This window comes from Pseudomonas sp. IT-P74 (genome assembly GCF_949768175.1).
GTDB lineage: Bacteria > Pseudomonadota > Gammaproteobacteria > Pseudomonadales > Pseudomonadaceae > Aquipseudomonas.
The window spans coordinates 42,134-64,366 of sequence record NZ_CATKQD010000093.1; the positions used below are offsets into that span (position 1 = coordinate 42,134).

The following is a 22,233-nucleotide window of genomic DNA, read 5'->3' on the forward strand; positions in this document are numbered from 1 at the left end:
ACATTTTTACGAATACGAATGCTGCGAGTGCGATTGCAGGTGGCGTTCGATCAGAACGTCTTGTCGCCGATGATCCCGGCGCGATCCATCTTGCGATGGCACGGCGGGTAATCCATGACGGCGTAGTGCTGGGTACTGCGGTTGTCCCAGATAGCGATGCTGTTGGGCTTCCAGCGCCAGCGCACTTGATACTCAGGGATGTACGCCTGGCTGATCAGGTAGCGCAGCAGCTCACTGGCGCCGGGGTTGGCGTCCTGGCCGAACCGCACCCGCGCCGGGGTGTGGTAGTTGCTGAAGTGCGTGGCGAAGGCGTTGACGAACAGCACCTTCTCGCCGGTTTCCGGATGTGTGCGCACCACCGGGTGCTCGGCATCCGGAAATCTCTCCCTGAGCGCCAGGCGTTTTTCGATCGGCATGGCCGCACCGAAGCTGGCTTCGATGCTGTGACGGGCGCGCAGGTCGGCGATCTTCACCTTCACATCTTCGGGCAAGCGCGCGTATGCCTCGACCATGTTGGCCCACATGGTGTCGCCGCCCACCGGCGGGCACTCCAGGCAACGCAGTACGCAGCCCATCGGCGGGGCTTCGCGCCAGGTGGCGTCGCTGTGCCAGGAGTTTTCGTAGCGGTCCGCCGGCTGGTCCGGACGCTTGTAGATTTGCACCAGACCCGGATGCTCCGGATCGCTGCCGGCCACCGGGTGATCCTCCAACTCGCCGAAGCGCCGGGCGAAGGCCACGTGTTCGGCGCGGGTGATGTCCTGGTCACGCAGGAACACCACGCGATGCTTGAGCAACTGGGCGCGGATTTCGGCAAACAGACCGTCGTCATGTACCGCGTCGGCCAGGTTGACGCCGATCAGTTCGGCGCCGATGGTGCAGGTCAATTGTTCGACTTTCATGGCTGGCCGCTCCTTAAACGACGAAAATCGATGAGCCGGTAGTCTTGCGCGATTCAAGGTCGCGATGGGCCTGCACCGCGTCCTGCAAGGCGTAGTGCTGGTTGATCTCGATCTTGATCCGGCCGCTGCCGACATGGTCGAACAACTCACCGGCCAGCTCGGCTTTTTCAGCTGGGTCGCTGATGTAGTTGGCCAGGGCCGGACGGGTCAGGTATAGCGAGCCTTTCATCGCCAGCATCACCGGGTCGAACGCCGGGATCGGGCCGGACGCGGTACCCACGCAGACCATCAGGCCACGAGGTTTCAACGAATCCAGCGAACCCATGAAGGTGTTCTTGCCAACGCTGTCAAACACCACGTTGACGCCCACACCGTCGGTCAATTCGCGAACGCGAGCGGCGACGTCTTCATGGCTGTAGTTGATCGTATGGTCGCAACCGTGAGCCCGGGCGATTTCCGCCTTTTGCTCGGTCGACACCGTGCCGATCACGTTCAGGCCCAGTAACTTGGCCCACTGCGAAACGATCAGACCGACCCCGCCGGCGGCGGCATGCAACAGGATGCTGTCGCCCGGTTTGAAGTCGTAGATGCGGCGCATCAGGTACGAGGACGTCAAACCACGCATGGTCATCGCGGCAGCGGTCTCGAAGCTGATGGTTTCCGGCAGCTTGATCAGCGGCGCGGCCGGGATCAGGCGCTCGGTGCTGTAGGCACCGAGGGTGTTGAGGAAACCGGTGTAGGTGACACGATCACCGACCTCGACGTTGGTGACCCCTTCACCAATGGCCTGGACGACGCCAGAGGCCTCGACGCCCATGCCGTTGGGCATCGGAATCGGGTAGGTGCCGTTGCGGAAATAGGTGTCGGCATAGTTCAGGCCGACTGCCACATGACGAAGCCGAACCTGGCCGGGACCGGGTTCGCCGACTTCGACGTCCTCATAACGTAGAACTTCGGGACCACCGGTTTCGTAAAAGCGTACGGCTTTGGCCATTTTTCTTATTCTCCAATCTGCAATGTGGGCGTGTTGCATCGAATTGCGCTGATTGGACTGTAGGACGAGGCCTGTCGGGACGCTTCTCATCAGACGACAATGGCTTTTCATTTGGTGACAGGCAGAAACGGGATCGTCTAGCCGGTCCCGTCGCCACCTGCGCTATCATCGCCCGCTTCCACGCCCAAGAGTCTCGAAGCCGGATGTCCGAAACGCTGCCACTGCCTGATGATCATGCCCTGCCGCCGGTCCTGGCGGGTCCGCTGTTGCGGCGTCTGGAGCCCACGCGGCTGGCGCTGTGGCTGGTGGGTTCCCGGGCGCTGGCGCTGACCTTGCGCCTGCAGGGCGTCGGCGATATCCGCCTGGATGCCGGGCAATGCACGGTGATTGCAGTGGGGGCCCATGCCTTTGTGCACTTGATCGATGTACACCTCGATTGCGCCCTGCCCTGGGACGAGTCGATCGACTATGACCTGCTGATCGATGGTACAGAACAAGGCATCGCCGACTGGGCGCCGCACCTGCTGTACGGCGATGCCCGTTGCCCGAACTTCGTCCTGCGCGCACGGGTCGATCAATTGCTGCATGGCTCTTGCCGCAAGCCTCATCACCCGGCGACAGATGGCTTGCTGTGCGTCGACCGGTTGCTGGCGCAGGAACATGCGGCAAAGGACCGCCCGGCACTGCTGATGATGACCGGCGATCAGGTCTACGCCGACGATGTCGCGGGGCCGATGTTGCGGGCGATTCACGCCTTGATCGAGCGCCTGGGTCTGTTCGGGGAACACCTCGAAGGCGCCGTAGTCAGCGACAGCGCCAGGCTCTACGAGCATCCGGCCAGTTACTACCACCGCGCCGATCTGCTGCCGGCGCTGCAAAGCAATGAAACCCTGCGCGAGCGGTTTTTCGGTGGCGCGCGCAAGCCGATTTTCACCAGCAGCAGTGCCGACAACCACCTGGTGACCTTCGCCGAAGTCATGGCCATGTACTTGCTGGTCTGGTCGCCAGTGCCCTGGACCCTGATCGCGCCCCAGGCACCGTCGCTGACGCCGGAACGGCTCAAGCGCTACGCCCTTGAACAGACGCGCATCGATGCCTTCAAGGCAGGCCTTGGCAACGTCGCGCGGGCGCTGGCGCATCTGCCGACGCTGATGATTTTCGACGACCACGACATCACCGATGACTGGAACCTTAGCGCGCAGTGGGAGGAAACGGCCTACGGCCATCCGTTCTCCCGGCGCATCATCGGCAACGCGCTGCTGGCCTACATGTTGTGCCAGGGCTGGGGCAACCATCCGGATGCGTTCGCCGCCCTGCTGGAAAAGGCCGGTGCGTTGAGCGCCAGCACACACCAGCGTCACCTCGACCGCATCGTTCAGGATGATTTGATCGGTGATCTGCTGAAGTTTCAGCACTGGCATTACGTGCTGCCGACCACCCCGGCCATCGTGGTAATCGACACCCGCACCCGGCGCTGGCGCAGCGAGATGAACCTCAAGCAGCCTTCCGGTTTGCTCGACTGGGAAGCCCTGAGCGAACTGCAACAGGAACTGCTGGACCACCCGAGTGCGATCATCGTTTCGCCCGCGCCGATCTTCGGCGTCAAGCTGATTGAAACCGTGCAGCGGGTATTCAGCTGGTGCGGTTATCCACTGCTGGTGGACGCGGAAAACTGGATGGCCCATCGCGGTGCGGCGCAGGTGATCCTGAATATTTTCCGCCACTCGCGCACGCCGGGTAACTACGTGGTGCTGTCGGGCGATGTGCACTATTCCTTCGTCTACGAAGTGCTGATCCGCCACCGCAAGGCCGGGCCGCGCATCTGGCAGATCACCAGCAGCGGCATCAAGAATGAATTTCCCGCCACCCTGCTCGAGTGGTTCGACCGCCTCAACCGCTGGCTGTACTCGCCACGTTCACCGCTGAACTGGCTGACCAAGCGTCGACGCATGCGCATCGTGCCCCACGTGCCCGAACACGCCGAAGCCGGTGAACGGCTATGGAACTCGGCGGGGATCGGGCAGGTGTTTTTCAATGACCTGGGGCAGCCGCAGACGATCTATCAGCACAACTCGAACGGCTCGCCGAAGACCCGAATGATTGCGCCAGCAAGCGATGATTGAGGAAAAGAAGACACCACAAAAAACTGTGGACGCGACGGTACAGCGATCCGACCTACTCGCGAAGAGAGCAGTTAAATATTGGGGAAATCCATCCTGTAACCCGCCCCCGGCGCACCTTCATGGAGTGCCACCTGGATTTTCGAATACAAGGCATTCGCCTCAGCAGTGGTGATTGATCGCGAACAATCACGCAGTACAACACGTAGTAGCACATTCTCCTGCCCCGGCAGCAATCCGAGGCGATCGATGGCCTGCAGAGGCAGTTCTGTGAACGCCCAGCGCCCTTTGATCTGCATTTCCTCGATCCAATCTGAACAATCGCCAGCTGCCTGCAACATCCTTTCAGTCAACACTTCCTCGCTCAGCCCCGGCGTTACCGCTAACGAAATATCACGAGTAATCGAAGGCAACCGAGAGACGGCGCGCCACGGATTCAGATCATGCATCTGTGCCTGTACTCGTTCGTTCTGATCACGCAGCAAACGAATATCCGGGATGCCTTTGCGCAGCATGGTCAAGCGATCCAATCCCATTCCCAGCGCCAGTCCTCCATGACGCAAAGGATCGATCTTCAGTCTCTCCAACAATGATTTGGCAATTCGACCGCACTCCAGAACCTCTACAGGGACGCCGTCATTCAACAGGTTTACTTCGATCCCGCCCTCAGTGTAGTGATGCGGACTATCACTGAAGATCCAAGGCATATCAGGCACGGCAGATTTGAGGATATCGCCGACCAAGCAGAGCAAATGCTCATGCGTCGACAAATCAGGATCGCCGAGCACCCAGATATCCATCTGATGCGGCTGCGCACAATGCCAACGATCCCGGCTGTCGCGACGAAAAGTGATACCAGGCGCGGCCAATAATATTGACTGCCCTGGTTGTCGTAGCTTGGCCGCTCGCTGAAGCGCAGAGGGAATTTGGCTAGTGGTTTGCGTCCGTAACAGAGACCACTCGTCAACCCATCGAGTGTGTGCACTTCCAAGCGTAATCTCAGATGGGTCATAACCAAGCAATCCGTAGTTTTCTTCAGCGGAGACAATTCTCGGACCCGTCTGCACTTGCGCTTGTGGCCAGCCTTTATCCGTTAACCCTTGAAGGACCTCCATGAGTAATAATCGAATGGCGTGATCGGGTGTAGCGGGTTCTGTTAGATCGGCCAGTAACAAAGCTTGGTGTACGGATGTTTCTGTCAGATATTTCTTTGATTCCTGCACTACACAACCCTTATTAGCGATTGAATGCATACCCCCCTGTAAGAAGAGCCCCATAGACCAACCTAACGATTTCAGATCGTCCGTCACAACCAAATTCGGTAGAACACTAAATTTTCAGAAGAGGACTACAGCCACTATTTACACAAATAACCAAGAGCTTCTTACAAGACACATAACGAGCATAATTAATTCTAAAAAATTTAAAACCAACGGCGGTTGCAGGTGCTGAGTGCAACACGGTTATTGAATTGCGCCAGGGCCTAGAGGCCTCAAGCTGACTGAGTTTACTATTGGAGTAAACGACACAGTCGCAAATAGCATTGACTACAAAATCAACTCTCAATTAAACGAAGGGATTAATGGCGTTCATATAGCAATTGGGGACGGTTCCTCTGGCTATCACATAGACTTCCTGAGCCCAGCAGTAAAGGTAAGCCCAACTCACAACTGAGCCAACCTGATCGCCCTCACTACAACCACCCACATCACAGCGATGTCTAAAAACTGACACTATAAAAGGGCTTACAGAAATGATGAGCAGTGAAGCACGGCAAGTTACCGATGAATCTCAAGGTGCGCAGGCCGGCGGACTCTGGTGTACCTGTAGGTTTACCCGCGATAAGACCAGCAGATCCAACATCAATGCTGACTCAAGCACCGCTTTCGCGAGCAGGTTCGCTCCCACAATTGATCGGAGTCGCTCATGGACCTCACCCGAACCCTGATCATTGGTAATTCCGGCTCGGGTAAGAGCTGGCTGGCGCAGCGGCTGGCCGAGCAATTGCGTGTGCCCTGGACCGATCTCGACCGGATTCGTTGGCTGTCCGACGAACACAGCATCGCCCGCCCCCGAACCGAAGCATTGGCCATGTCGCGGATTGCGGCCGAACAGGAGCGCTGGGTGATCGAAGGGGTTTACGGCTGGATCGTCAGCGAAATCCTCCACCGCGCCACGGCGTTGATCTGGTTGTGTGTCGATGACGAGGATTGCGTCGCCAACATTCGCCAACGGGAAACACAGGATGATGAACGGTTGGTGGCATTGCTGGAGTGGGCGGGCAGCTATCGCACGCGTGATGACTCAAGTGGATTTGCTGCGCATCAGCGGTTGTTCGAAGGGTTTAGCGATTCAAAAACTCGGTTGATGGATCAAGCTGAAATCACGGATTTTTTCGGCGCAATGCGAAACCCCGGTTAACCACTGCATCTGCCCCTTTCAAATCGGATCTGGACTACAGCAATCGCAGAAACATCTTTTGGAATGCAAACGGATACTGAACACGTATCCAGATGCGGAGAAAACCATGCGATATATCCGACACTTGCTGAGTCACTGCAGGATGAAAAAGAACACGCCGATGGGCCTCGACGTGTCTGATGAAACTGCTTACCTACTACGATCAAGAACCAACGCTGAACGATTATTCCGGTCGATCGAGAACTTGCGAAATCACTCCACTCACCCCTCTGACAATCATCCCCACCTCCCGCTCATCAATGGTCAGCGGCGGTAGCAGGCGAATGGTTTTGCCCCGCGTGACGTTGATCAACAAACCATGATCCCGGGCGGCGATCAGGCTCAGGTCGCGGATCGGTTGCTTGAGTTCGATGCCGATCATCAGGCCCTGGCCACGGATTTGCGAGACGTTCGGGTTGCCCGCCAATTCTGTGCGCAATCTTTCGAGTAGGCGCGCCCCCTGAAGCCGGGCGTTTTCCAGCAGGCCTTGTTCTTCAACGATATCCAGTACGGTGCATCCGACCCGGCAGGCCAATGGATTACCGCCGAAGGTGCTGCCGTGGCTGCCCGGCGTGAAGAGTTCCGCCGCCTTGCCACGGGCCAGGCACGCGCCGATGGGCACGCCGTTGCCCAGGCCTTTGGCCAGGGTCATGACGTCCGGGACGATGCCTTCGTGCTGGAACGCGAACCACTGGCCGGTGCGGCCGATGCCGGTCTGGATTTCATCGAGCATCAACAGCCATGAGCGCCGGTTGCACAGTTCGCGCACGGCCTTGAGATAGCCCGGTGGCGCCAGCTGCACGCCGCTTTCGCCCTGGATCGGCTCCATCAGGATCGCCACGATCCGCGAGCCAAAGGCCTGTTGCACCTTGTCCAGCGCATTGAGGTCGCCGAACGGCACTTTGACGAAATCCCCCGGCAGCTTGTTGAAACCCAGACGCACCGCAGGGCCATCGCTGGCCGACAAGGTGCCGAGGGTGCGGCCATGGAACGCGTTCTCCATGACCACCACCAGCGGCTGCTCGATGCCTTTGTGCCAGCCATGCAGCCGGGCGATCTTCAGTGCGGTCTCGTTGGCTTCGGCCCCGGAGTTGTTGAAAAACGCCCGGTCCATGCCCGCGAGCCGCGTCAGTTTCTGCGCCAGCCGCTGTTGCCAGTCGATGCTGTAGAGGTTCGACGTGTGCAGCAGTAACCCGGCCTGTTCAACGATGGCGGCGACGATTTTCGGATGGGAGTGGCCGACATTGGTCACCGCCACACCGGCGACCGCATCCAGGTATTCGCGGCCGGCCTGGTCCCACAGGCGAGTGCCCAGGCCCCTGTTGAAACTCAAGGCCAAGGGTTGATAAGTGCTCATCAGGCAGGCGGCGGTCATGACATCAAGCTCCAGCAAGGGTCGGTGTTTTTGCAGTATGGTTAGCCACCAGAGCTGGATAAACACCGAAAAACTTCAATCATTTAAAAGCAGAGCTTGATAATGGATCTGTTCCAGGCAATGACCGTCTACGTGAAAGTGGTGGAGACCGGCAGCATGACCGCTGCCGCTTTGCAGTGCGAAATGTCCACGACCATGGTCGGCAATCACCTCAAGGCCCTGGAGCAACGACTGGGTGTGCGCCTGCTCAACCGCACGACGCGGCGCCAGCGGCTGACCGAGTTCGGCACCGCGTATTACCTGCGCTGCCTGGAAGTGCTGGGGTTGGTGGCCGATTCCGAGCGCCTGGCCGAGCAGGCGCTGGACGAACCGAGCGGCATCTTGCGCATCACCGCGCCCCTGACCTTCGGTACCGAACGTCTGGCACCGGCACTGAGTGAGTTCAGCCGGCAAAACCCGCGGGTGAAACTCGACGTGGTCCTGACCAACCGGCGCCCGGACCTGCTGGAAAACGGCCTCGATGTAGCGTTCCGCCTTGGCGCTCTGGAACCCTCCAATCTGATCGCCCGCCCGCTGATCGACTACACCCTGACCATGTGCGCGTCACCGGAGTACCTCGCCCGGCGCGGCACACCGCTAACGCCTGAAGACCTGCGACACCACGACTGCCTGTCCTTTGCCTATCCGGCCGGGGATGACTGGCAATCGGTGCAAAAGGAATGGCGCCTGGCCGGTCCCGATGGCGAAGTCAGTGTCGGGGTCAGCGGGCCGATGCTGATCAACAGTTCGGCGGGACTGCATCAGGCTGCGCGCACCGGCATGGGCATCGTGATGATGCCCGACGCCCTGGTCGAGCAGGACCTCAAGGACGGAAAGCTGTTGGCCCTGATGCCCGATTACTGCCCGCCCAGCCGGCCGATGCACCTGGTCTATGCCCAGGATCGCCACCGTTTGCCGAAACTGCGGCGCTTCGTCGAGTTCGCCGTACAGAGGTGGGGCAAGCACCCGTCGGCCGAATAGGCCATGCATTTACATCCCCGCCTTCACCAGCACCGGCTGCTCCTGATAACGATTGGGGTACAACTGCTTCAACTGCGCGACCTTCGGCAAGTCGTTGATCACGATGTACGGATAGGTCGGATGCTCGGTCAGGAAGTCCTGATGTTCTTCCTCCGCCGGGTAGAAACCGTTGTAGCTTTCCAGCTTGGTCACTATCGGTTTATCGAACGACTTGGCGGCATCAAGCTGGGCAATGTAGGCCTGCGCGACCCGTTGCTGTTCACTGGTTTTGGTGAAAATCGCCGAGCGATATTGAGTGCCGGTATCCGGCCCCTGGCGATTGAGTTCGGTCGGGTTGTGCGCCACCGAAAAGTAGATCTGCAACAAGGTGCCGTAGCTGACCTGAGCAGGATCAAACGTCACTTCGACCGATTCCGCATGGCCGGTATTGCCGTTACTGACGCGCTCGTATTGTGCGGTATTGGCCGCTCCGCCCGCGTAGCCGGAGACGGCGTTCTTCACGCCTTTGACATGCTGGAACACCCCTTGAACACCCCAGAAACAGCCACCGGCAAACACGGCGGTTTCGCTGCGGGCCTGAGTGGTTTCATCGAGGGCCGGCGGTGGAAGGATGACCCCCTCTTCGGCGCCACCGAAGGAGAAGGCCGAGCATTGGCCGATGATGCCGGCAGCCGCCAGCCCCAGCAGGGTACGGCGCCAGGTAAAGAGTGTTTTCATGGGGCGAACTCCTGAAGCGTTGGAAAGTAATCAGCCGAAGGTGAAGGCGTAAGCCGACGCACCCGGATCAAGAAACTCGATACTGAAGGTCCGGTCGGTCACGCCGCCGCTCTGACGCACCAGTTGATACAAGCGCTGGTCGGTCACGGTGCCGCTGCCGTCGGGGGCCACGTCCATGCCGTGGGCATCGCCGGGAGCCTTGCCGTCGATCAGCACCTTGAAGCGCACCGGCTTGCCATCGGCGCCAGGGCCGAGAACCAGATGCAAATCACGGGCATGGAAGCGATAGACGATGCGGCTGGCCGGTGCGCTGGCGGTGGCCCGCTCCGGGCCGACATGCCACTGGCCGCCCAGGCTCCAGTCGTTGAGGGCCAGTTGCGCAGGCGGGTTGTAGGCCGCGACCTTGTCCGGCACCAGCGCGGTTTGCGGTACGAAGTGCTCGGCACGCTGGTAGCCGACATAGGTTTCCGGCGACTGCACGGCGTCGTTGTCCGGGGCCATTTGCACACCGTCGGCCTTGGCACTGATCAGCCCGTCGGCGACCTTGGCCGCCCCCGCCTCGCGCAGCAATTGCTGAATGACTCGCTCAGACTCGGCGTACGCGCCTTCGCCGAAGTGGTGATAGCGAATGCGTCCCTGGGCGTCGGCAAAGTAATGCGCCGGCCAATACTCGTTGTTGAAGGCGCGCCAGATCTTGAACTCGTTGTCGATGGCCACCGGGTAGTTGATGCCCAGGTCTTTCATGGCCTTGGTGACGTTGCCGACGTCACGCTCGAAGGCAAACTCCGGCGCATGCACACCGATCACAACCAGCCCCTGATCGCGATACTTCTCGGCCCAGGCCTTCACATAGGGCAGCGAACGCAGGCAGTTGATGCAGGAGTAGGTCCAGAAATCCACCAGCACGACCTTGCCTTTCAAGGCCTGGGCATCGAGGGGTGGCGAGTTGAGCCATTGCACGGCGCCCTCCAGTGACGGCAGGTTGCCTTCGACCGGCAAGCTGCCCGGGGAATTCTCGGCCACTTGCGCTGCGCCCCCGGAGGTCGAGTTCTGCGCCATCATCGCCCCGCTGTTACGCGCAGATTTTCCGCTCAGTTTTTCCACCAGCGCCTGCTCGATACCACCGGTCGACGCCGTAGAGAGCCGCGCCAGAACCCCCGTATCCAGACCCAGGGCAATCGCCGCCACACCCGCCAGCATCGCCGCGCCAAGACCGCGACGCAGCCATTCGCCCGCGCCGATGGAGCGCTTCATCGCGGTGAAGACTTTGCCGCCCAGCAACAAGGCCAGCGCGAGGGACGTGGCGGCACCGGCGGCATACGCCAGCAGCAAAAAGCTGGTTTGAATGCTGGCGCCTTGTAGTGCTGCACCGGTCAACAGCAGACCGAGAATCGGCCCGGCGCAAGGTGCCCACAGCAGGCCGGTGGCCACGCCGATCAGCAACGAAGCACCGGGACGTGGTCGCGCATCGGCGCCCGCCGCCTCCGACAAACGACTGCCCGCCGCCACCAATGGCCGGGTCAGGCGTTCAGCCAATTGCGGCAGCAACAACGTCAGTCCGAACAATGCCACGAACACCAGCGCCAACCAGCGCCCGTACTGGTTGAGCTGCACCACCCAGCCACCGCCCACCGCCGCCAATGTGGCAACCAGTGCGAAGGTCAGCGCCATCCCGATCAACAGCGGTAATCCGCTTTTGACGAAGGGTTGCCCGGTGCGGGCGAAGACAAACGGCAACACCGGCAAAATGCACGGGCTGACAATCGTCAGCACACCACCGAGATAAGCGAGGACCAGCAGCCACATGGCGATTACCTGCAAAAAGTGAGCGGAAGGGAATCACACCGTCCTGGGCACGAATTTCATCGCCAGGCCGTTCATGCAGTAGCGCAGGCCGGTGGGTTTCGGGCCGTCGTCGAAGACATGCCCCAGATGCCCACCGCAGCGCCGGCAGTGAACCTCTTCGCGGACCATGCCGAACGCCCGGTCCTGACGGGTCGCCACGGCCTTGTCCAGCGGCGCCCAGAAACTCGGCCAACCGGTGCGGCTGTCGAACTTGGTTGCAGAGGAAAACAGCGGCAGGTCGCAACCGGCGCAGGCGAAGGTGCCATCGCGGTGCTCATTGTTCAGCGGGCTGCTGTAGGCGCGTTCGGTGCCTTCTTCGCGAAGGATGTCGTACTGCTCGTCACTGAGGATCGCGTGCCATTCGCTGTCACTGTGGGTCACTTCGAATACCTCCGCTGCGCTGGCCTCACTGATCAATGCCGGGCCTGTGGAAAACTTCGGCAACAGGCCGATTGCCAGGGCCGTCATCCCCAGCCCGCCGCTCGCGACAAGAAATTGCCGTCTTGAAAACATGCTCGCCTCCAAAAAATCCAGGGGTGTTTCATGGAACACAGCCTAGGCTTTGGGTGATCGCCAAATCCTCACGGGAAGTTAAACAATTCGTGATAACTCAGCCCCCGAAAAACCCGCACAATGCGTCTGCCCGAACTGTAGGAGCGAGCCTGCTCGCGATGGTGGTTCAGACACAGTGGTGTCGACTGACACTCCATCGCGAGCAGGCTCGCTCCTACAGGGGCATTGCGCATCATGCGTGCATCGCACTGAAGGATTGAGCTGAATGGAACAGACCAAACGCGTCCTCGTGGTCGAGGACGATATGCATATCGCCGACCTGATCTGCCTGCACCTTCGCGATGAGCAGTTCGAGGTGGTACACAGCGCCGATGGCGATGAAGGCATGCGCCTGCTGCAACAGGGCAACTGGGACGCACTGGTCCTCGACCTGATGCTGCCCGGCGTCGACGGCCTGGAAATCTGCCGCCGCGCCCGGGCCATGGCCCGCTACACGCCGATCATCATCACCAGCGCACGCTCCAGCGAAGTGCACCGGATTCTCGGCCTGGAACTGGGTGCCGACGACTACCTGGCCAAGCCCTTTTCCATGCTGGAACTGGTGGCCCGGGTCAAAGCGCTGCTGCGCCGGGTCGATGCCATGGCGCGCAACCTGAAGATGGACGCCGGCAGCCTGCTCACCGACGGCCTGGCCATCGACCCGATCACCCGCGATGTGTCCCTCGACGGACGGCGCCTGGACCTCACGCCCCGGGAGTTCGACTTGCTGTATTTCTTTGCCCGCCAGCCCGGCAAGGTGTTTTCGCGCATGGACCTGCTCAATGCCGTGTGGGGCTACAGCCACGAAGGCTACGAACACACGGTCAACACCCACATCAACCGCCTGCGCGCCAAGATCGAGGCCGACCCGGCGCAACCGGTGCGCATCCTCACGGTCTGGGGCCGTGGCTACAAATTCGCCACAGGCGAGGAGCCGCAGCCATGAGGCTGACCCTGACGCAACGCCTGTCCCTGGTGTTCGCCGTGCTGCTGCTGGTGTGCTGCGGCACGTCGGCGTGGTTGCAGGTGCGCTCCAACCAGATGCATGAGCAGGAAGTGGTGCAAGGCTTGTCCCGGGACCTGGCGCAGCACATCGCCAGTGACACGGTGCTGATGGACACCCAGGGCCTGATGCCCAATGCCGTGCGTGACCTGTTCAGCAAACTGATGCAGGTCAACCCGAGCGTCGAGGTGTACCTGCTGGACACCGAGGGCAAGATTGTCGGCAGCGCCGCGCCCGAGGGCCGGATCCGTCGCGAACGGATCGACCTGGCGCCGATCCAGCGCTTGTTGCGGGGCGATGCACTGCCGATTCTCGGCGACGACCCGCGCAGCGTCGATGCGCGCAAGGTGTTCAGCGCGGCACCGCTGAAAGTGGATGGCAAGCCGGCCGGTTATCTCTACGTGGTGTTGCTCGGCGAGGATCACGACCGCCTGGCCGAACGCGGCGCGACCAGCGCGGCGCTCAACACGGCATTGCTGTCCATCGGCCTGGTGGCGCTGCTGTGCCTGATTGCCGGTCTCACGGCGTTTGCCCTGATTACCCGGCCGTTGCGCCGTTTGACCGAAACTGTCAGCCAGTTCGACATCGATGGCGTCCCGGTGACACCGGCCCTGCCTCTCGCAGTGGAAAAAGCCGCCAGCCATGATGAAATCGCCGTGCTCGATGCGGCATTCCGGCAGATGCAGACCCGCCTGGGCGAGCAATGGCGCTCGTTGACCCGCCAGGATCAGGAGCGCCGCGAACTGGTGGCGAACATCTCCCACGACTTGCGTACGCCGCTGGCCTCGCTGCACGGTTATCTGGAAACCCTGTCGCTCAAGGACACCACGCTGTCCCCTGCCGACCGCCGTCGCTATCTGGGCATCGCCCTGGACCAGAGCCGCAAGGTCGGCGGTCTGGCGCAGTCGCTGCTGGAACTGGTGCGGTTGGAACATGGCTTCGTACAACCGGTGCTGGAACGCTTTTCCCTGACCGACCTGGCTCAGGACATCTTCCAGAAATTCGAACTCACCGCCGAAGCACGCCAAGTCGAACTCAAGGCCACCTTCGCGCCTAATGCCTCAGCGGCCTGCGCGGATCTCGGCTTGATCGAGCGGGTGCTGACCAACCTGTTCGACAACGCCCTGCGCCATACCCCGGCCGGTGGCGAGGTCGAGCTGGGCCTGCGCCCGCAAGGCTCATTCATTGAAGTCACGGTCAGCGATACCGGCCCCGGCATCGCCCCGGAACTGCGCGAAGGGTTGTTCCTGCGCCCGTTCAATATCGGCGGCGCACGGCGTGATGGTGGGCTGGGGCTGCGGATCGTGCATCGCATCCTGCAATTGCATGGGCGCGAGATTCAGCTGATCGATGTGCCTGGGCGCGGGGCGACGTTCCGGTTTTCATTGCCGATCGATGAGGAAACGGCAACTGCGTTGGCGGTGCGTCGATGAACCTCAATACACCGCGGCAGGCCTGAAGGACGGTGGTGTCTGTCAGGGCCCCATCGCGAGCAGGCTCGCTCCCACAGGGGTTATGTGTCGATCACAAAATCCGCAGCCAATCCGATCCATTGTGGGAGCGAGCTCGCTCGCGATGGTCTCAAGAGCACCGTGCTCATCCAGAATGAACGCGTTATCGTTAACGTCCATCGCGAGCAGGCTCGCTCCTACAGGGGAGCAAAAAAATGACCAGCCGCCTGTTGATCCGTGACAACGTCGCCCCGGTCCAATAGATTAGGCGACCTGAAAAAGCCCCCGGGCTTTCTCGCCCCAATTCAAGCTAAAAAAGTAGTGAAATTTCAATGTCCGATTCCAACACCGCTGAAACCGTAGTCACCTTGTCGTCCAAAGCGGAATACGAAAACTCCATCAATCTTTCACAACACGTGCCCCAGGCAAAAACCATCAGCGAGATGGTGCTGGACGCTTTCCAGTCCACCCGCGAAAGCGACCAGATCCGCGAACTGCGTGCCGCGATCCGTCAGGCCCACGACAGCTTCGACGATGACAAAGCCTACGAACTGATGGGCCAGCTCAAGCAACTCAAGGACGCCGAGGCCGCCGACATCGCCGCCCTCGAAGACTTGAGCGGCAAATTCCCGATCAGCCGCATCCTGTCCAGCTTCAAGGACGACCCGGCGTTCCAGGAAATCGTCTACGGCCTGGCCCTGAAGGTGCTGAACCAGACCCACCAGGCCATCAGCAACCCGAGCGGCGGCAAGAGCAAAGCCGCCAAGGCCAAGAAAGAAGTCGAAGTGTTCACCATCAGCAAGGACGGCATGAGCGTCACCTTGCCGCTGCGCACTCCGCGCTCGCGCCTGAACGTCGACCGTGAGGCCCTGGAATTCCTCGGTTTCACCTTCGTTGGCGAAGGCGAAGAGGCGGAACTGGAAAGCGAGACGTTCCTGGACAATAGCGGCGCCGAACAGGCCGTCAACCGCAAGAACATCATCACTGCCCTGCAGCAACAGAGCGCGTTCGACGGGTACAGCATCGCAGCACAGTAAGGCCCCCCGCGTCACAAGGTCCTCAGCGACTGACTCCAGAGCCCCGCCATCAGTGCGGGGCTTTTTATTGTCCGTGATTCGGGCAAAACCGCAATTACTCTTCCAGTATCGACGCAGAACACCACTTCCCTTCACCCATGAGCACCACGGGTCCGCCTGCGGGGAGCGTCAACTCACTTTCCAGCCCAGACCCCGGTGGTGCAACTGCCGAGGTCACCATGAACACGCCCCCCTTGTATCGCCAGTTAGCCAACCACTACCTGGACGCGATCCGCAGCGGCACCCTGAAAACCGGTGAACGCCTGCCCTCGATCCGGTTGATGATGGAAAAACATGCCGTCAGCCTGTCGACCGCCGTGCAGGTGTGCCGGGAACTGGAAGACTGCGGTGTATTGGAAGCCCGACCGCGTTCCGGCAACTACATTCGCCAGCCCGACACAGCGCCCAGGCCCGCCCCGATTGCCTTGGCGCCGGCGCCGGATACCCGCGCGTATGTCGGCATTCATGAACAGGTCTGCGCGGTACTCAAGGCCAGTCAGCGCGCGACGATCAGGGTCAACTTCGCCAGCGCCTACTGCGCGCCGGAGCTTTATCCTCTCAAGATTTTGCAAGACCACATGATCAAGTCGCTACGCTACGACGCCGGCCTGCTCGGTGCTGCGGGTTCGACCTGCGGCAACAGCGCATTGCGCAACGTCCTGGCCCGACGTGCACTGGCCAGCAAGACCCACCTGGCCCCCGAGCGGATCGTGATCACCAACGGCGCCACCGAAGCGATCAATCTGGCCTTGCGTGCGGTCACCCGCCCCGGCGACACCGTAGCCGTGGAGTCGCCGACCTTCTACGGTCTGCTGCAGATTCTCGAAAGCCTGAACCTGCGCGTGCTGGAAGTCCCGGCCTCGGCCCATACCGGGCTCAATCTGCAGGCCCTGCAACGGCTGCTGCAAGGTGCCGAACGGGTCAAGGCGCTGATCGTCATTCCCAACCTGCAAAACCCGCTGGGCAGCATCATGCCCGACGCCAACAAGGCACGGCTGGTGAAACTGTGCGCCGAGCACGACACCGTGCTGATCGAGGACGACACCTACGGCGACCTGGTGGACACCGAACAGCCGCTGTCGACGCTCAAACATTGGGATAGCACCGACAACGTGATCTATTGCGCCTCGTTGAACAAAACCCTGGCACCGGGCATGCGCCTGGGCTGGATCAGCGCCGGCAAATGGCACGACCGCGTGGAGATGCTCAAACATGCACAGTCGCGGGGGTGCGAGGCGTTATCGCAATTGGCGGCCAGTGAGTTCATGCGCACACCGTCCTACGAACGTTACCTGCGGCGCTTGAGGAAAACCCTGACCCAACAACGTCAACAGATGAGCGAGGCGATCATTCGCTACTTCCCCCTCGGCACCCACGTGACCAATCCCCAGGGCGGTACGCTGTTATGGGTGGAACTGCCTCGCCGGCATTCATCGATGACGTTATTTGACGAAGCGTTGAAGGCCGGCATCCAGATTTCGCCTGGGGATATCTTTTCCAATGCCAGGCGTTTCGATCACTTTGTGCGCATGGGTTGTGGCGCACCGTATTCGCCGCGGATTGATGAGGCATTGCAGACGTTGGGGCGCCTGCTCCAACATCAGGGTTGACCGCGATTCTGTAGGAGTGAGCCTGCTCGCGATGGCGGTGGATCAGATACATCAATGTTGAATATGCCGCCGTCTTCGCGAGCAGGCTCGCTCCTACAAGGGATTTGCGGTGAACACAACATCGCTGAACGACAGTAATCAACTGTGGGAGTGAGCCTGCTCGCGAAAGCGGTGTATCAGGCACATCAATGTTGAATGTGCCGCCGTTTTCGCGAGCAGGCTCGCACAGGAGGTTGTGGTCAGTTCGGGGGTTGGTGCAGGCAAATGATATGCGGGTCGTCATTCCAGTGCGGGAAGCGCTCGGCGATCAGCGGGTCGTGGCCGGGGATGACGTGGTCTTCGCCATCGGCCAGGCGGTCGATCTCGGTGAAGGCTACGAGGGTTTGCGCCAGGTCATCCAGAATCGGAAACGGGCTGCGCTCACGAATGTTGACCCACAGGTGCGCGGCATCCGAGGCCAGCACGATCCAGCCACGACCGGTATTTACTCGCACCACCTGGCTACCCGGCGTATGCCCGCCCACCGGGTGCAGGGTCACGCCGGGAACGACCTCGACAACACCGTTGTGCAAACGCATCCGCCCTTCGAACAGCGGCGGCAGCGCCGACATCACGTCCTCGACCTCGTAGGTTTTGTTCACCGTGCGGTAGGCCATTTTCGGCCCGGTACAGAAACGCAGTTCCGCTTCCTGCAAATGCACGGTCGCCTTCGGGAATAGCCCAAGGTTGCCGGCATGATCCCAGTGCAAATGGGTCAGGATCAGTTGCTCGACCCGGGCCGGATCAATGTCCAGTTGTCGCAAGGATTCCTCCGGCAGGCGATACATCTGACGATTGCGCCGGCCCGCTGTGGCCGGTTGGAAACAGGTGTCGACCACGATCACCTGCTGCTCGTTGCGGATGACCCAGAAATAGTAGTCCAGCGGCATCGGCGCATTCGGATCACCGCAGCAGGCGTCGTAGAGAAAGTTCTCCCTGGCGGTGCGCTGGACGTTTGCGCCGACACGAATAGCGAACACTTCGTACACAGGAGCTGACATGGACACCTCCGGGCTCAGGCGGCCGCCGTGGTTTTGAGAGTCGGACGAAAGTCGAAATCGATCTGGTCGCTGATGCCCAGGTCATGGGCCAACTTATGCAGGCCGCTATAGTCACGCATGATGGTCGCGTTCTTGTTGCTCTCGCGGGTGTCGGCAATGATCAGCGCCGCATCCTCGACCCCGAGCTGTGTCAGAATCGCCTCCCACATGGAGTAGTCCTGAGCGATAAAAGCACTCAGCGCCACCGACAGGTTACGTGCGAAAAATTCCCGCTGGATGGGCTGCATGTTCGCGTACATGACCTTGGCCACTTCGGCCAGCACCTTGCTGTGGGCGTACTCGTCACGGTTGTGCAGCTCGGCCACCCGGCGGTTCTGCGGCTGGATGGTCTGGTCGTCCGCCAGCAGGTCCAGATAGGCGTTGACGCTGATCTCGGCCACCACTGCAAAGGTGATCGCCGCCAGATCCCGCTGCCATTGCTCGGGCAGTGCTTCACGCTGGGCTTTCAGGCGCAGATAAGTGACGGAGGGCGGCAAGTCCAGATCCTGATCCAGCGCCCGCTCGAGCTTGGTCCGCTCGATGGCGCGCAGGTGCATCAGCGTGTGGTAGTGCTCGTCGATCAGGGTTTGTTGCATGGCCTCGCGAAAATGCCAGTCATCCTTGCCCAGGTACTGATTGGCAATGACGCTCAGCGCCGGATTGACCACATGTTCCTCGGCGGTGACGGTGCGCAGGTTGTAGCCGATCCAGCCCCAGGTCACCACGCTGCTTTTGAGCTCGTCGCTCAGCGCCTGGAACTTCGGGTGATGAAAAAACGGCACCATGCACTCCGGGTAATCCGGGCGTGCCGGGTCGAACACTTCTTCGACCTGGCCCCTGTCCGGCGAACACACCGTGGCGCGCTTGGTCCAGGCCTGGTTGAGCCGCACGATCAGTTGATGGTCGACCTGGGCGATCTCGATTGCTGTTTGCATGACGCGATACCTGTAAGGCGCGTACCCGCCTGGGGTACGCCAAAGGAATGAAGGGCGACGGAAAAATCAGGCCAGCCAATAGCGGGTCAGGTTGCGCGTCGGGTCAGTGTAACGACTGCGGGCGTGAATCATTCGCCAGTTGTCCCAAATCAGCAGGCATCCGTCGGGAATCAGCACCGGCACGTTGTGCTCGACGAAGTACGCTTCGCCGAGCACGGCAAACCTGGCCAGCGGCGAGGTGCTGTCGGCGACCAGGGATTGCTGCAGGGCCTCCTTGGACGGGTTCACGTCGCCGTAGTGAAACTGGTTGTAGCTGAAGCGGAAAATATCCCCGTCCTCTGTAGGCGTGAGGATGTATTCCTTGACCCGTCGTTGCGCCGGTTCGCCGGGTTTGGCGGTGGCGACAAATTCTACCGGCGTGTCATCCAGCCACTCACGCAGTTGCGGTTCGCTGTGTTCCAGGGACTTGAGAAATTCGTAGCCGTCCACCAAACCGGTGTGCCCGCCACCGCACGTGGCCTGTTTATGGCAATGCAACGCCAGGTAGCGTGGCGGCGGCCCGTATACCGGCGCTTCGGTGTGGGGGCCGATGCCGTTCATGCTCTGGGAGTACGGCAAGTCTTCGTAACCCGGCTTGCGGGTAATGGCAAAGGCCATCTGGCCGTTGAACTGCGGAATGATCGGGCCGAATTCGAGCAAGGTGCCTACGACATCATCGGCAAATTCCTCGGGGGTCAGCACCGTCCAGCCCAACGTCGACAGTTCCTCATGACGATGGCCGAGCGAAATGTAAGGTTGAGACGCAACAATCCCTTGGTCTGACATGGTGAGATTCCTGGCGGGTTATCCGGCGTTGACGGTTGAGGTGTACGCAGCGATGAAGTCGCGGCAGGCGTCACCCGGTCGATAGTGCTGCTCATCGATACTCTGCACCGGGGTAATTTCGGCAGCGGTGCCTGTGAGAAAACACTCCTCGAAGTCGCCAAGCTCCGTAGGCAAAATCGTGCGTTCAACGACCTGATAGTCCAGCGCCTTGGCCAGTTCGATCACGGTCTGGCGGGTGATGCCGTTGAGGAAGCAATCCGGTGCGGGGGTGTGCAGCGTCCGGCCTTTGACAAAGAACACATTGGCGCTGGTGGCTTCGGCCACGTGGCCGCGCCAGTCGAGCATCAGCGCATCGTGGTACCCCGTGTTCTCGGCATCGTGCTTGCTCAGCGTGGCGATCTGGTAATGCCCGGAGGCCTTGGCTTCGAACGGACTGCTGCTCGGTGGCGGACGACGCCAGCTCGCGGTTTTCAAGCGGATGCCGGCCATGCGCGCCGCCGGGTCGAAATAGCTCGGCCACTGCCAGCACGCGATGGCCAGGTGCACACGGTTGAAACGCGCCGAAGTGGAAATCATCTCGCTGCCGCGCCAGGCCACCGGGCGCAGGTAGCCGTCGGCGACCTTGTTGCGTTGCAGCAGTTCGTAGCTCGCCGCTTCCAGTTCAGCCAGTGCATAGGGGATGGCAAAGTCCATCAGTTGCGCCGAGCGATACAAGCGCTCGCTGTGTTCGCGCAGCTTGAAAACCTTGCCGTTGTAGACCCGCTCGCCTTCATACACGGTGCTCGCGTAATGCAGGCCATGGGTCAGCACATGCAACTGCGCCCGGGACCACTCTACGAACTCGCCGTCGAGCCAGATAACGCCCTCGCGCTGATCAAACGGGATACTGCTCATATCCATATCTCCCCATTGTTCATGATTTTTCCTACGCCGATTCCAGCAACACGGGTATCAATTCCGGCACGGCGGTGAGCTCGGTCTGAAAGAAGAACGCACGCTCGCCGAAGGCCGGTTGCAGATCGTCGAACCAGGTCACTTGCGGATCGAAGCGCGCGTAGAACGTGCGCAACACCCATTGCGGATCGCGGGCCTGGAGGAACTGCAAGACGAAAACCTTTTCCCCGGCGACGGTCTCGATGCCGTTGATCAACACCTTGCCGTAGAAGGTGCTCATGGACGGCCCGCGCACCGTTCGCGCCAGCCCCGATACCGTGCGATACGCCGCCTGGAAGATCTCGAAGGCCCTGGCCAGCGGCAGTGCGAAGTAATGACTGGGTCCGGTATCGCGCTCGACGAACATGTAATAAGGCACGGCCCCGAGCCGCACACCTTCGGTCCACAGCGCGGCCCAATCGGCGGGGTTTTCGTTGATGTGGCGGATCACCGGCGCCTGCATGCGCACCGTCGCCCCCGTCGAACGAATGCGTTCGATGGCCTGGCGGGCGATGGGCTGGCGGATCTCCACCGGGTGGTTGTAATGGCCCATGATCGACAGGTTTTTCCCCGCCGCGACGATGCGCTGGAACAGCTCCAGCAGCTCAGGCGCATCGTTGTCGCTGACAAAACGCTGGGGCCAGTACGCCACGGACTTGGTGCCGATGCGGATGTTCTTCAGGTGTGGCAGTTCCAGCAGCGGCTCGATATAACCGGCCAGGGAGCGGGTGTTCATGATCATCGGGTCGCCGCCGGTAATCAGCACGTCGGTCACTTCCGTGTGCACCCTCAGGTAACTGACCAGCTCCTGGGACTCACGGGCGTTGAACTTGAGTTCTTCTTCGCCGATGAACTGCGCCCAGCGGAAACAGAAGGTGCAGTACGCGTGACAGGTCTGACCGGCTCCGGGGAAAAACAGCACCGTCTCGCGGTACTTGTGCTGGATGCCCGGCAGGACTTTGCCGTGGAGGGTGGCAACGTTGTGGGTCAACTGCCCGGCCGGATGCGGGTTCATACGGCGCCAGATCGCCTCGATCCGACGCTTGATCGCCGCGCCGTCATCTTGCTCGATCAGTTGCTTGAGCGAGGCATATTCCTCTGCCAGCAACATGTCCTTGTGGGGGAAAGTCATACGAAAAATCGGGTCGTCCGGGATGTTGCTCCAGTCGATCAACGTGCCCAGCACGTATTCGTTGGTACGGAACGGCATGACTCTGGCCACGATGGTCATGGCCTCCTGCAACGCCGGCGTCAGCTTGTGCCAGTAAGGTGTATCGCGGATGGTGCGTGAGTTATAGGGTTTGTAGCGTTCGTGCTCCGACAGTCCTTGCATGGCCGC

General features: G+C 60.8%; 18 protein-coding genes and 2 pseudogenes. 8 read left to right on the plus strand and 12 right to left on the minus strand.

Going from position 1 to position 22,233, the window contains the following annotated elements:
• Positions 1-50: 50 nt before the first annotated feature.
• Both ACM6J5_RS27895 and ACM6J5_RS27900 read right to left on the minus strand, forming a co-directional pair.
• Positions 51-899: a TauD/TfdA dioxygenase family protein gene (locus tag ACM6J5_RS27895; RefSeq protein WP_095944491.1), complete on the minus strand. Its 849-nt coding sequence runs from the start codon at positions 897-899 to the stop codon at positions 51-53.
• A gap of 13 nt (positions 900-912) precedes the next feature.
• Complete coding sequence (locus ACM6J5_RS27900; RefSeq protein WP_414929727.1) at positions 913-1,893, minus strand: quinone oxidoreductase family protein; 981 nt, start codon at positions 1,891-1,893, stop codon at positions 913-915.
• Positions 1,894-2,096: 203 nt separating this feature from the next.
• On the opposite strand from ACM6J5_RS27900, the gene ACM6J5_RS27905 reads away from it, so the two are divergent.
• A complete protein-coding gene (locus ACM6J5_RS27905) occupies positions 2,097-4,016 on the plus strand; it encodes an alkaline phosphatase D family protein (RefSeq protein ID WP_414929728.1) in 1,920 nt (639 codons plus the stop codon).
• Between the two features lie 71 nt (positions 4,017-4,087).
• On the opposite strand, the gene ACM6J5_RS27910 is transcribed toward ACM6J5_RS27905, so the two are convergent.
• Positions 4,088-5,236, minus strand: a complete 1,149-nt coding sequence (locus tag ACM6J5_RS27910; protein ID WP_414929821.1) for a hypothetical protein — start codon at positions 5,234-5,236, stop codon at positions 4,088-4,090.
• Between the two features lie 247 nt (positions 5,237-5,483).
• On the opposite strand from ACM6J5_RS27910, the pseudogene ACM6J5_RS27915 reads away from it, so the two are divergent.
• Both ACM6J5_RS27915 and ACM6J5_RS27920 read left to right on the plus strand, forming a co-directional pair.
• Positions 5,484-5,687 (plus strand): annotated as a pseudogene (locus tag ACM6J5_RS27915) (hypothetical protein); the annotation flags it as partial.
• Positions 5,688-5,939: 252 nt separating this feature from the next.
• The gene (locus tag ACM6J5_RS27920) at positions 5,940-6,434 is read left to right on the plus strand and encodes an adenylate kinase (RefSeq protein WP_414929729.1); all 495 of its coding nucleotides are present in this window, start codon (positions 5,940-5,942) and stop codon (positions 6,432-6,434) included.
• A gap of 223 nt (positions 6,435-6,657) precedes the next feature.
• Here ACM6J5_RS27920 and ACM6J5_RS27925 read toward each other — a convergent pair whose 3' ends face one another.
• Complete coding sequence (locus ACM6J5_RS27925) at positions 6,658-7,848, minus strand: aspartate aminotransferase family protein (protein ID WP_414929730.1); 1,191 nt, start codon at positions 7,846-7,848, stop codon at positions 6,658-6,660.
• Between the two features lie 102 nt (positions 7,849-7,950).
• Here ACM6J5_RS27925 and ACM6J5_RS27930 point away from each other — a divergent pair, with 102 nt between their 5' ends.
• Positions 7,951-8,868: a LysR family transcriptional regulator gene (locus ACM6J5_RS27930; RefSeq protein WP_414929731.1), complete on the plus strand. Its 918-nt coding sequence runs from the start codon at positions 7,951-7,953 to the stop codon at positions 8,866-8,868.
• Positions 8,869-8,877: 9 nt separating this feature from the next.
• Here ACM6J5_RS27930 and msrA read toward each other — a convergent pair whose 3' ends face one another.
• From msrA to msrB, 3 genes are read right to left on the minus strand one after another with little or no spacing between them, the layout of a single operon-like run.
• Entirely contained in the window at positions 8,878-9,585 is a 708-nt protein-coding gene (msrA, locus tag ACM6J5_RS27935) for a peptide-methionine (S)-S-oxide reductase MsrA (protein ID WP_095944485.1), read from the minus strand.
• 30 nt (positions 9,586-9,615) lie between these two features.
• On the minus strand, positions 9,616-11,391 hold the full coding sequence (locus ACM6J5_RS27940; RefSeq protein ID WP_095944484.1) for a cytochrome c biogenesis protein DipZ: 1,776 nt from the start codon (positions 11,389-11,391) through the stop codon (positions 9,616-9,618).
• Between the two features lie 33 nt (positions 11,392-11,424).
• The gene (msrB, locus tag ACM6J5_RS27945; protein WP_095944483.1) at positions 11,425-11,943 is read right to left on the minus strand and encodes a peptide-methionine (R)-S-oxide reductase MsrB; all 519 of its coding nucleotides are present in this window, start codon (positions 11,941-11,943) and stop codon (positions 11,425-11,427) included.
• Between the two features lie 265 nt (positions 11,944-12,208).
• Here msrB and ACM6J5_RS27950 point away from each other — a divergent pair, with 265 nt between their 5' ends.
• The 4 genes and pseudogenes from ACM6J5_RS27950 (at position 12,209) to ACM6J5_RS27965 (ending at position 17,122) form a co-directional block, all read left to right on the plus strand.
• Positions 12,209-12,928, plus strand: coding sequence for a response regulator transcription factor (locus tag ACM6J5_RS27950; RefSeq protein WP_056728524.1), 720 nt, complete (start codon positions 12,209-12,211; stop codon positions 12,926-12,928).
• Positions 12,925-14,444 (plus strand): annotated as a pseudogene (locus ACM6J5_RS27955) (ATP-binding protein). Before ACM6J5_RS27950 ends, ACM6J5_RS27955 begins: the two are co-directional and overlap by 4 nt.
• 324 nt (positions 14,445-14,768) lie before the next feature.
• Positions 14,769-15,473: a hypothetical protein gene (locus ACM6J5_RS27960; protein WP_414929732.1), complete on the plus strand. Its 705-nt coding sequence runs from the start codon at positions 14,769-14,771 to the stop codon at positions 15,471-15,473.
• A 218-nt stretch (positions 15,474-15,691) separates the two neighbouring features.
• On the plus strand, positions 15,692-17,122 hold the full coding sequence (locus tag ACM6J5_RS27965; RefSeq protein WP_414929733.1) for a PLP-dependent aminotransferase family protein: 1,431 nt from the start codon (positions 15,692-15,694) through the stop codon (positions 17,120-17,122).
• A 239-nt stretch (positions 17,123-17,361) separates the two neighbouring features.
• Here the strand turns inward: ACM6J5_RS27965 and ACM6J5_RS27970 are convergent, their stop codons facing one another.
• The 5 genes from ACM6J5_RS27970 to ACM6J5_RS27990 all read right to left on the minus strand — a co-directional run bounded on the left by ACM6J5_RS27970 (position 17,362) and on the right by ACM6J5_RS27990 (position 22,227).
• Positions 17,362-18,162 (minus strand): N-acyl homoserine lactonase family protein, encoded by an 801-nt coding sequence (locus ACM6J5_RS27970; RefSeq protein ID WP_414929734.1) that lies wholly within the window; start codon positions 18,160-18,162, stop codon positions 17,362-17,364.
• A 14-nt stretch (positions 18,163-18,176) separates the two neighbouring features.
• Positions 18,177-19,136, minus strand: a complete 960-nt coding sequence (locus ACM6J5_RS27975) for a diiron oxygenase (RefSeq protein ID WP_414929735.1) — start codon at positions 19,134-19,136, stop codon at positions 18,177-18,179.
• A 66-nt stretch (positions 19,137-19,202) separates the two neighbouring features.
• Entirely contained in the window at positions 19,203-19,961 is a 759-nt protein-coding gene (locus ACM6J5_RS27980) for a TauD/TfdA family dioxygenase (protein WP_414929736.1), read from the minus strand.
• An 18-nt stretch (positions 19,962-19,979) separates the two neighbouring features.
• The gene (locus ACM6J5_RS27985) at positions 19,980-20,855 is read right to left on the minus strand and encodes a branched-chain amino acid aminotransferase (protein ID WP_414929737.1); all 876 of its coding nucleotides are present in this window, start codon (positions 20,853-20,855) and stop codon (positions 19,980-19,982) included.
• Between the two features lie 31 nt (positions 20,856-20,886).
• The gene (locus ACM6J5_RS27990; protein WP_414929738.1) at positions 20,887-22,227 is read right to left on the minus strand and encodes a KamA family radical SAM protein; all 1,341 of its coding nucleotides are present in this window, start codon (positions 22,225-22,227) and stop codon (positions 20,887-20,889) included.
• Positions 22,228-22,233 lie beyond the last annotated feature (6 nt).

Coding starts and splice junctions, on each gene's coding strand:
- ACM6J5_RS27895 (WP_095944491.1), bottom strand. CDS start 899: ATGAAAGTCGAACAATTGACCTGCACCATCGGCGCCGAACTGATCGGC.
- ACM6J5_RS27900 (WP_414929727.1), bottom strand. CDS start 1,893: ATGGCCAAAGCCGTACGCTTTTACGAAACCGGTGGTCCCGAAGTTCTA.
- ACM6J5_RS27905 (WP_414929728.1), top strand. CDS start 2,097: ATGTCCGAAACGCTGCCACTGCCTGATGATCATGCCCTGCCGCCGGTC.
- ACM6J5_RS27920 (WP_414929729.1), top strand. CDS start 5,940: ATGGACCTCACCCGAACCCTGATCATTGGTAATTCCGGCTCGGGTAAG.
- ACM6J5_RS27925 (WP_414929730.1), bottom strand. CDS start 7,848: ATGACCGCCGCCTGCCTGATGAGCACTTATCAACCCTTGGCCTTGAGT.
- ACM6J5_RS27930 (WP_414929731.1), top strand. CDS start 7,951: ATGGATCTGTTCCAGGCAATGACCGTCTACGTGAAAGTGGTGGAGACC.
- msrA (WP_095944485.1), bottom strand. CDS start 9,585: ATGAAAACACTCTTTACCTGGCGCCGTACCCTGCTGGGGCTGGCGGCT.
- ACM6J5_RS27940 (WP_095944484.1), bottom strand. CDS start 11,391: ATGTGGCTGCTGGTCCTCGCTTATCTCGGTGGTGTGCTGACGATTGTC.
- msrB (WP_095944483.1), bottom strand. CDS start 11,943: ATGTTTTCAAGACGGCAATTTCTTGTCGCGAGCGGCGGGCTGGGGATG.
- ACM6J5_RS27950 (WP_056728524.1), top strand. CDS start 12,209: ATGGAACAGACCAAACGCGTCCTCGTGGTCGAGGACGATATGCATATC.
- ACM6J5_RS27960 (WP_414929732.1), top strand. CDS start 14,769: ATGTCCGATTCCAACACCGCTGAAACCGTAGTCACCTTGTCGTCCAAA.
- ACM6J5_RS27965 (WP_414929733.1), top strand. CDS start 15,692: ATGAACACGCCCCCCTTGTATCGCCAGTTAGCCAACCACTACCTGGAC.
- ACM6J5_RS27970 (WP_414929734.1), bottom strand. CDS start 18,162: ATGTCAGCTCCTGTGTACGAAGTGTTCGCTATTCGTGTCGGCGCAAAC.
- ACM6J5_RS27975 (WP_414929735.1), bottom strand. CDS start 19,136: ATGCAAACAGCAATCGAGATCGCCCAGGTCGACCATCAACTGATCGTG.
- ACM6J5_RS27980 (WP_414929736.1), bottom strand. CDS start 19,961: ATGTCAGACCAAGGGATTGTTGCGTCTCAACCTTACATTTCGCTCGGC.
- ACM6J5_RS27985 (WP_414929737.1), bottom strand. CDS start 20,855: ATGAGCAGTATCCCGTTTGATCAGCGCGAGGGCGTTATCTGGCTCGAC.
- ACM6J5_RS27990 (WP_414929738.1), bottom strand. CDS start 22,227: ATGCAAGGACTGTCGGAGCACGAACGCTACAAACCCTATAACTCACGC.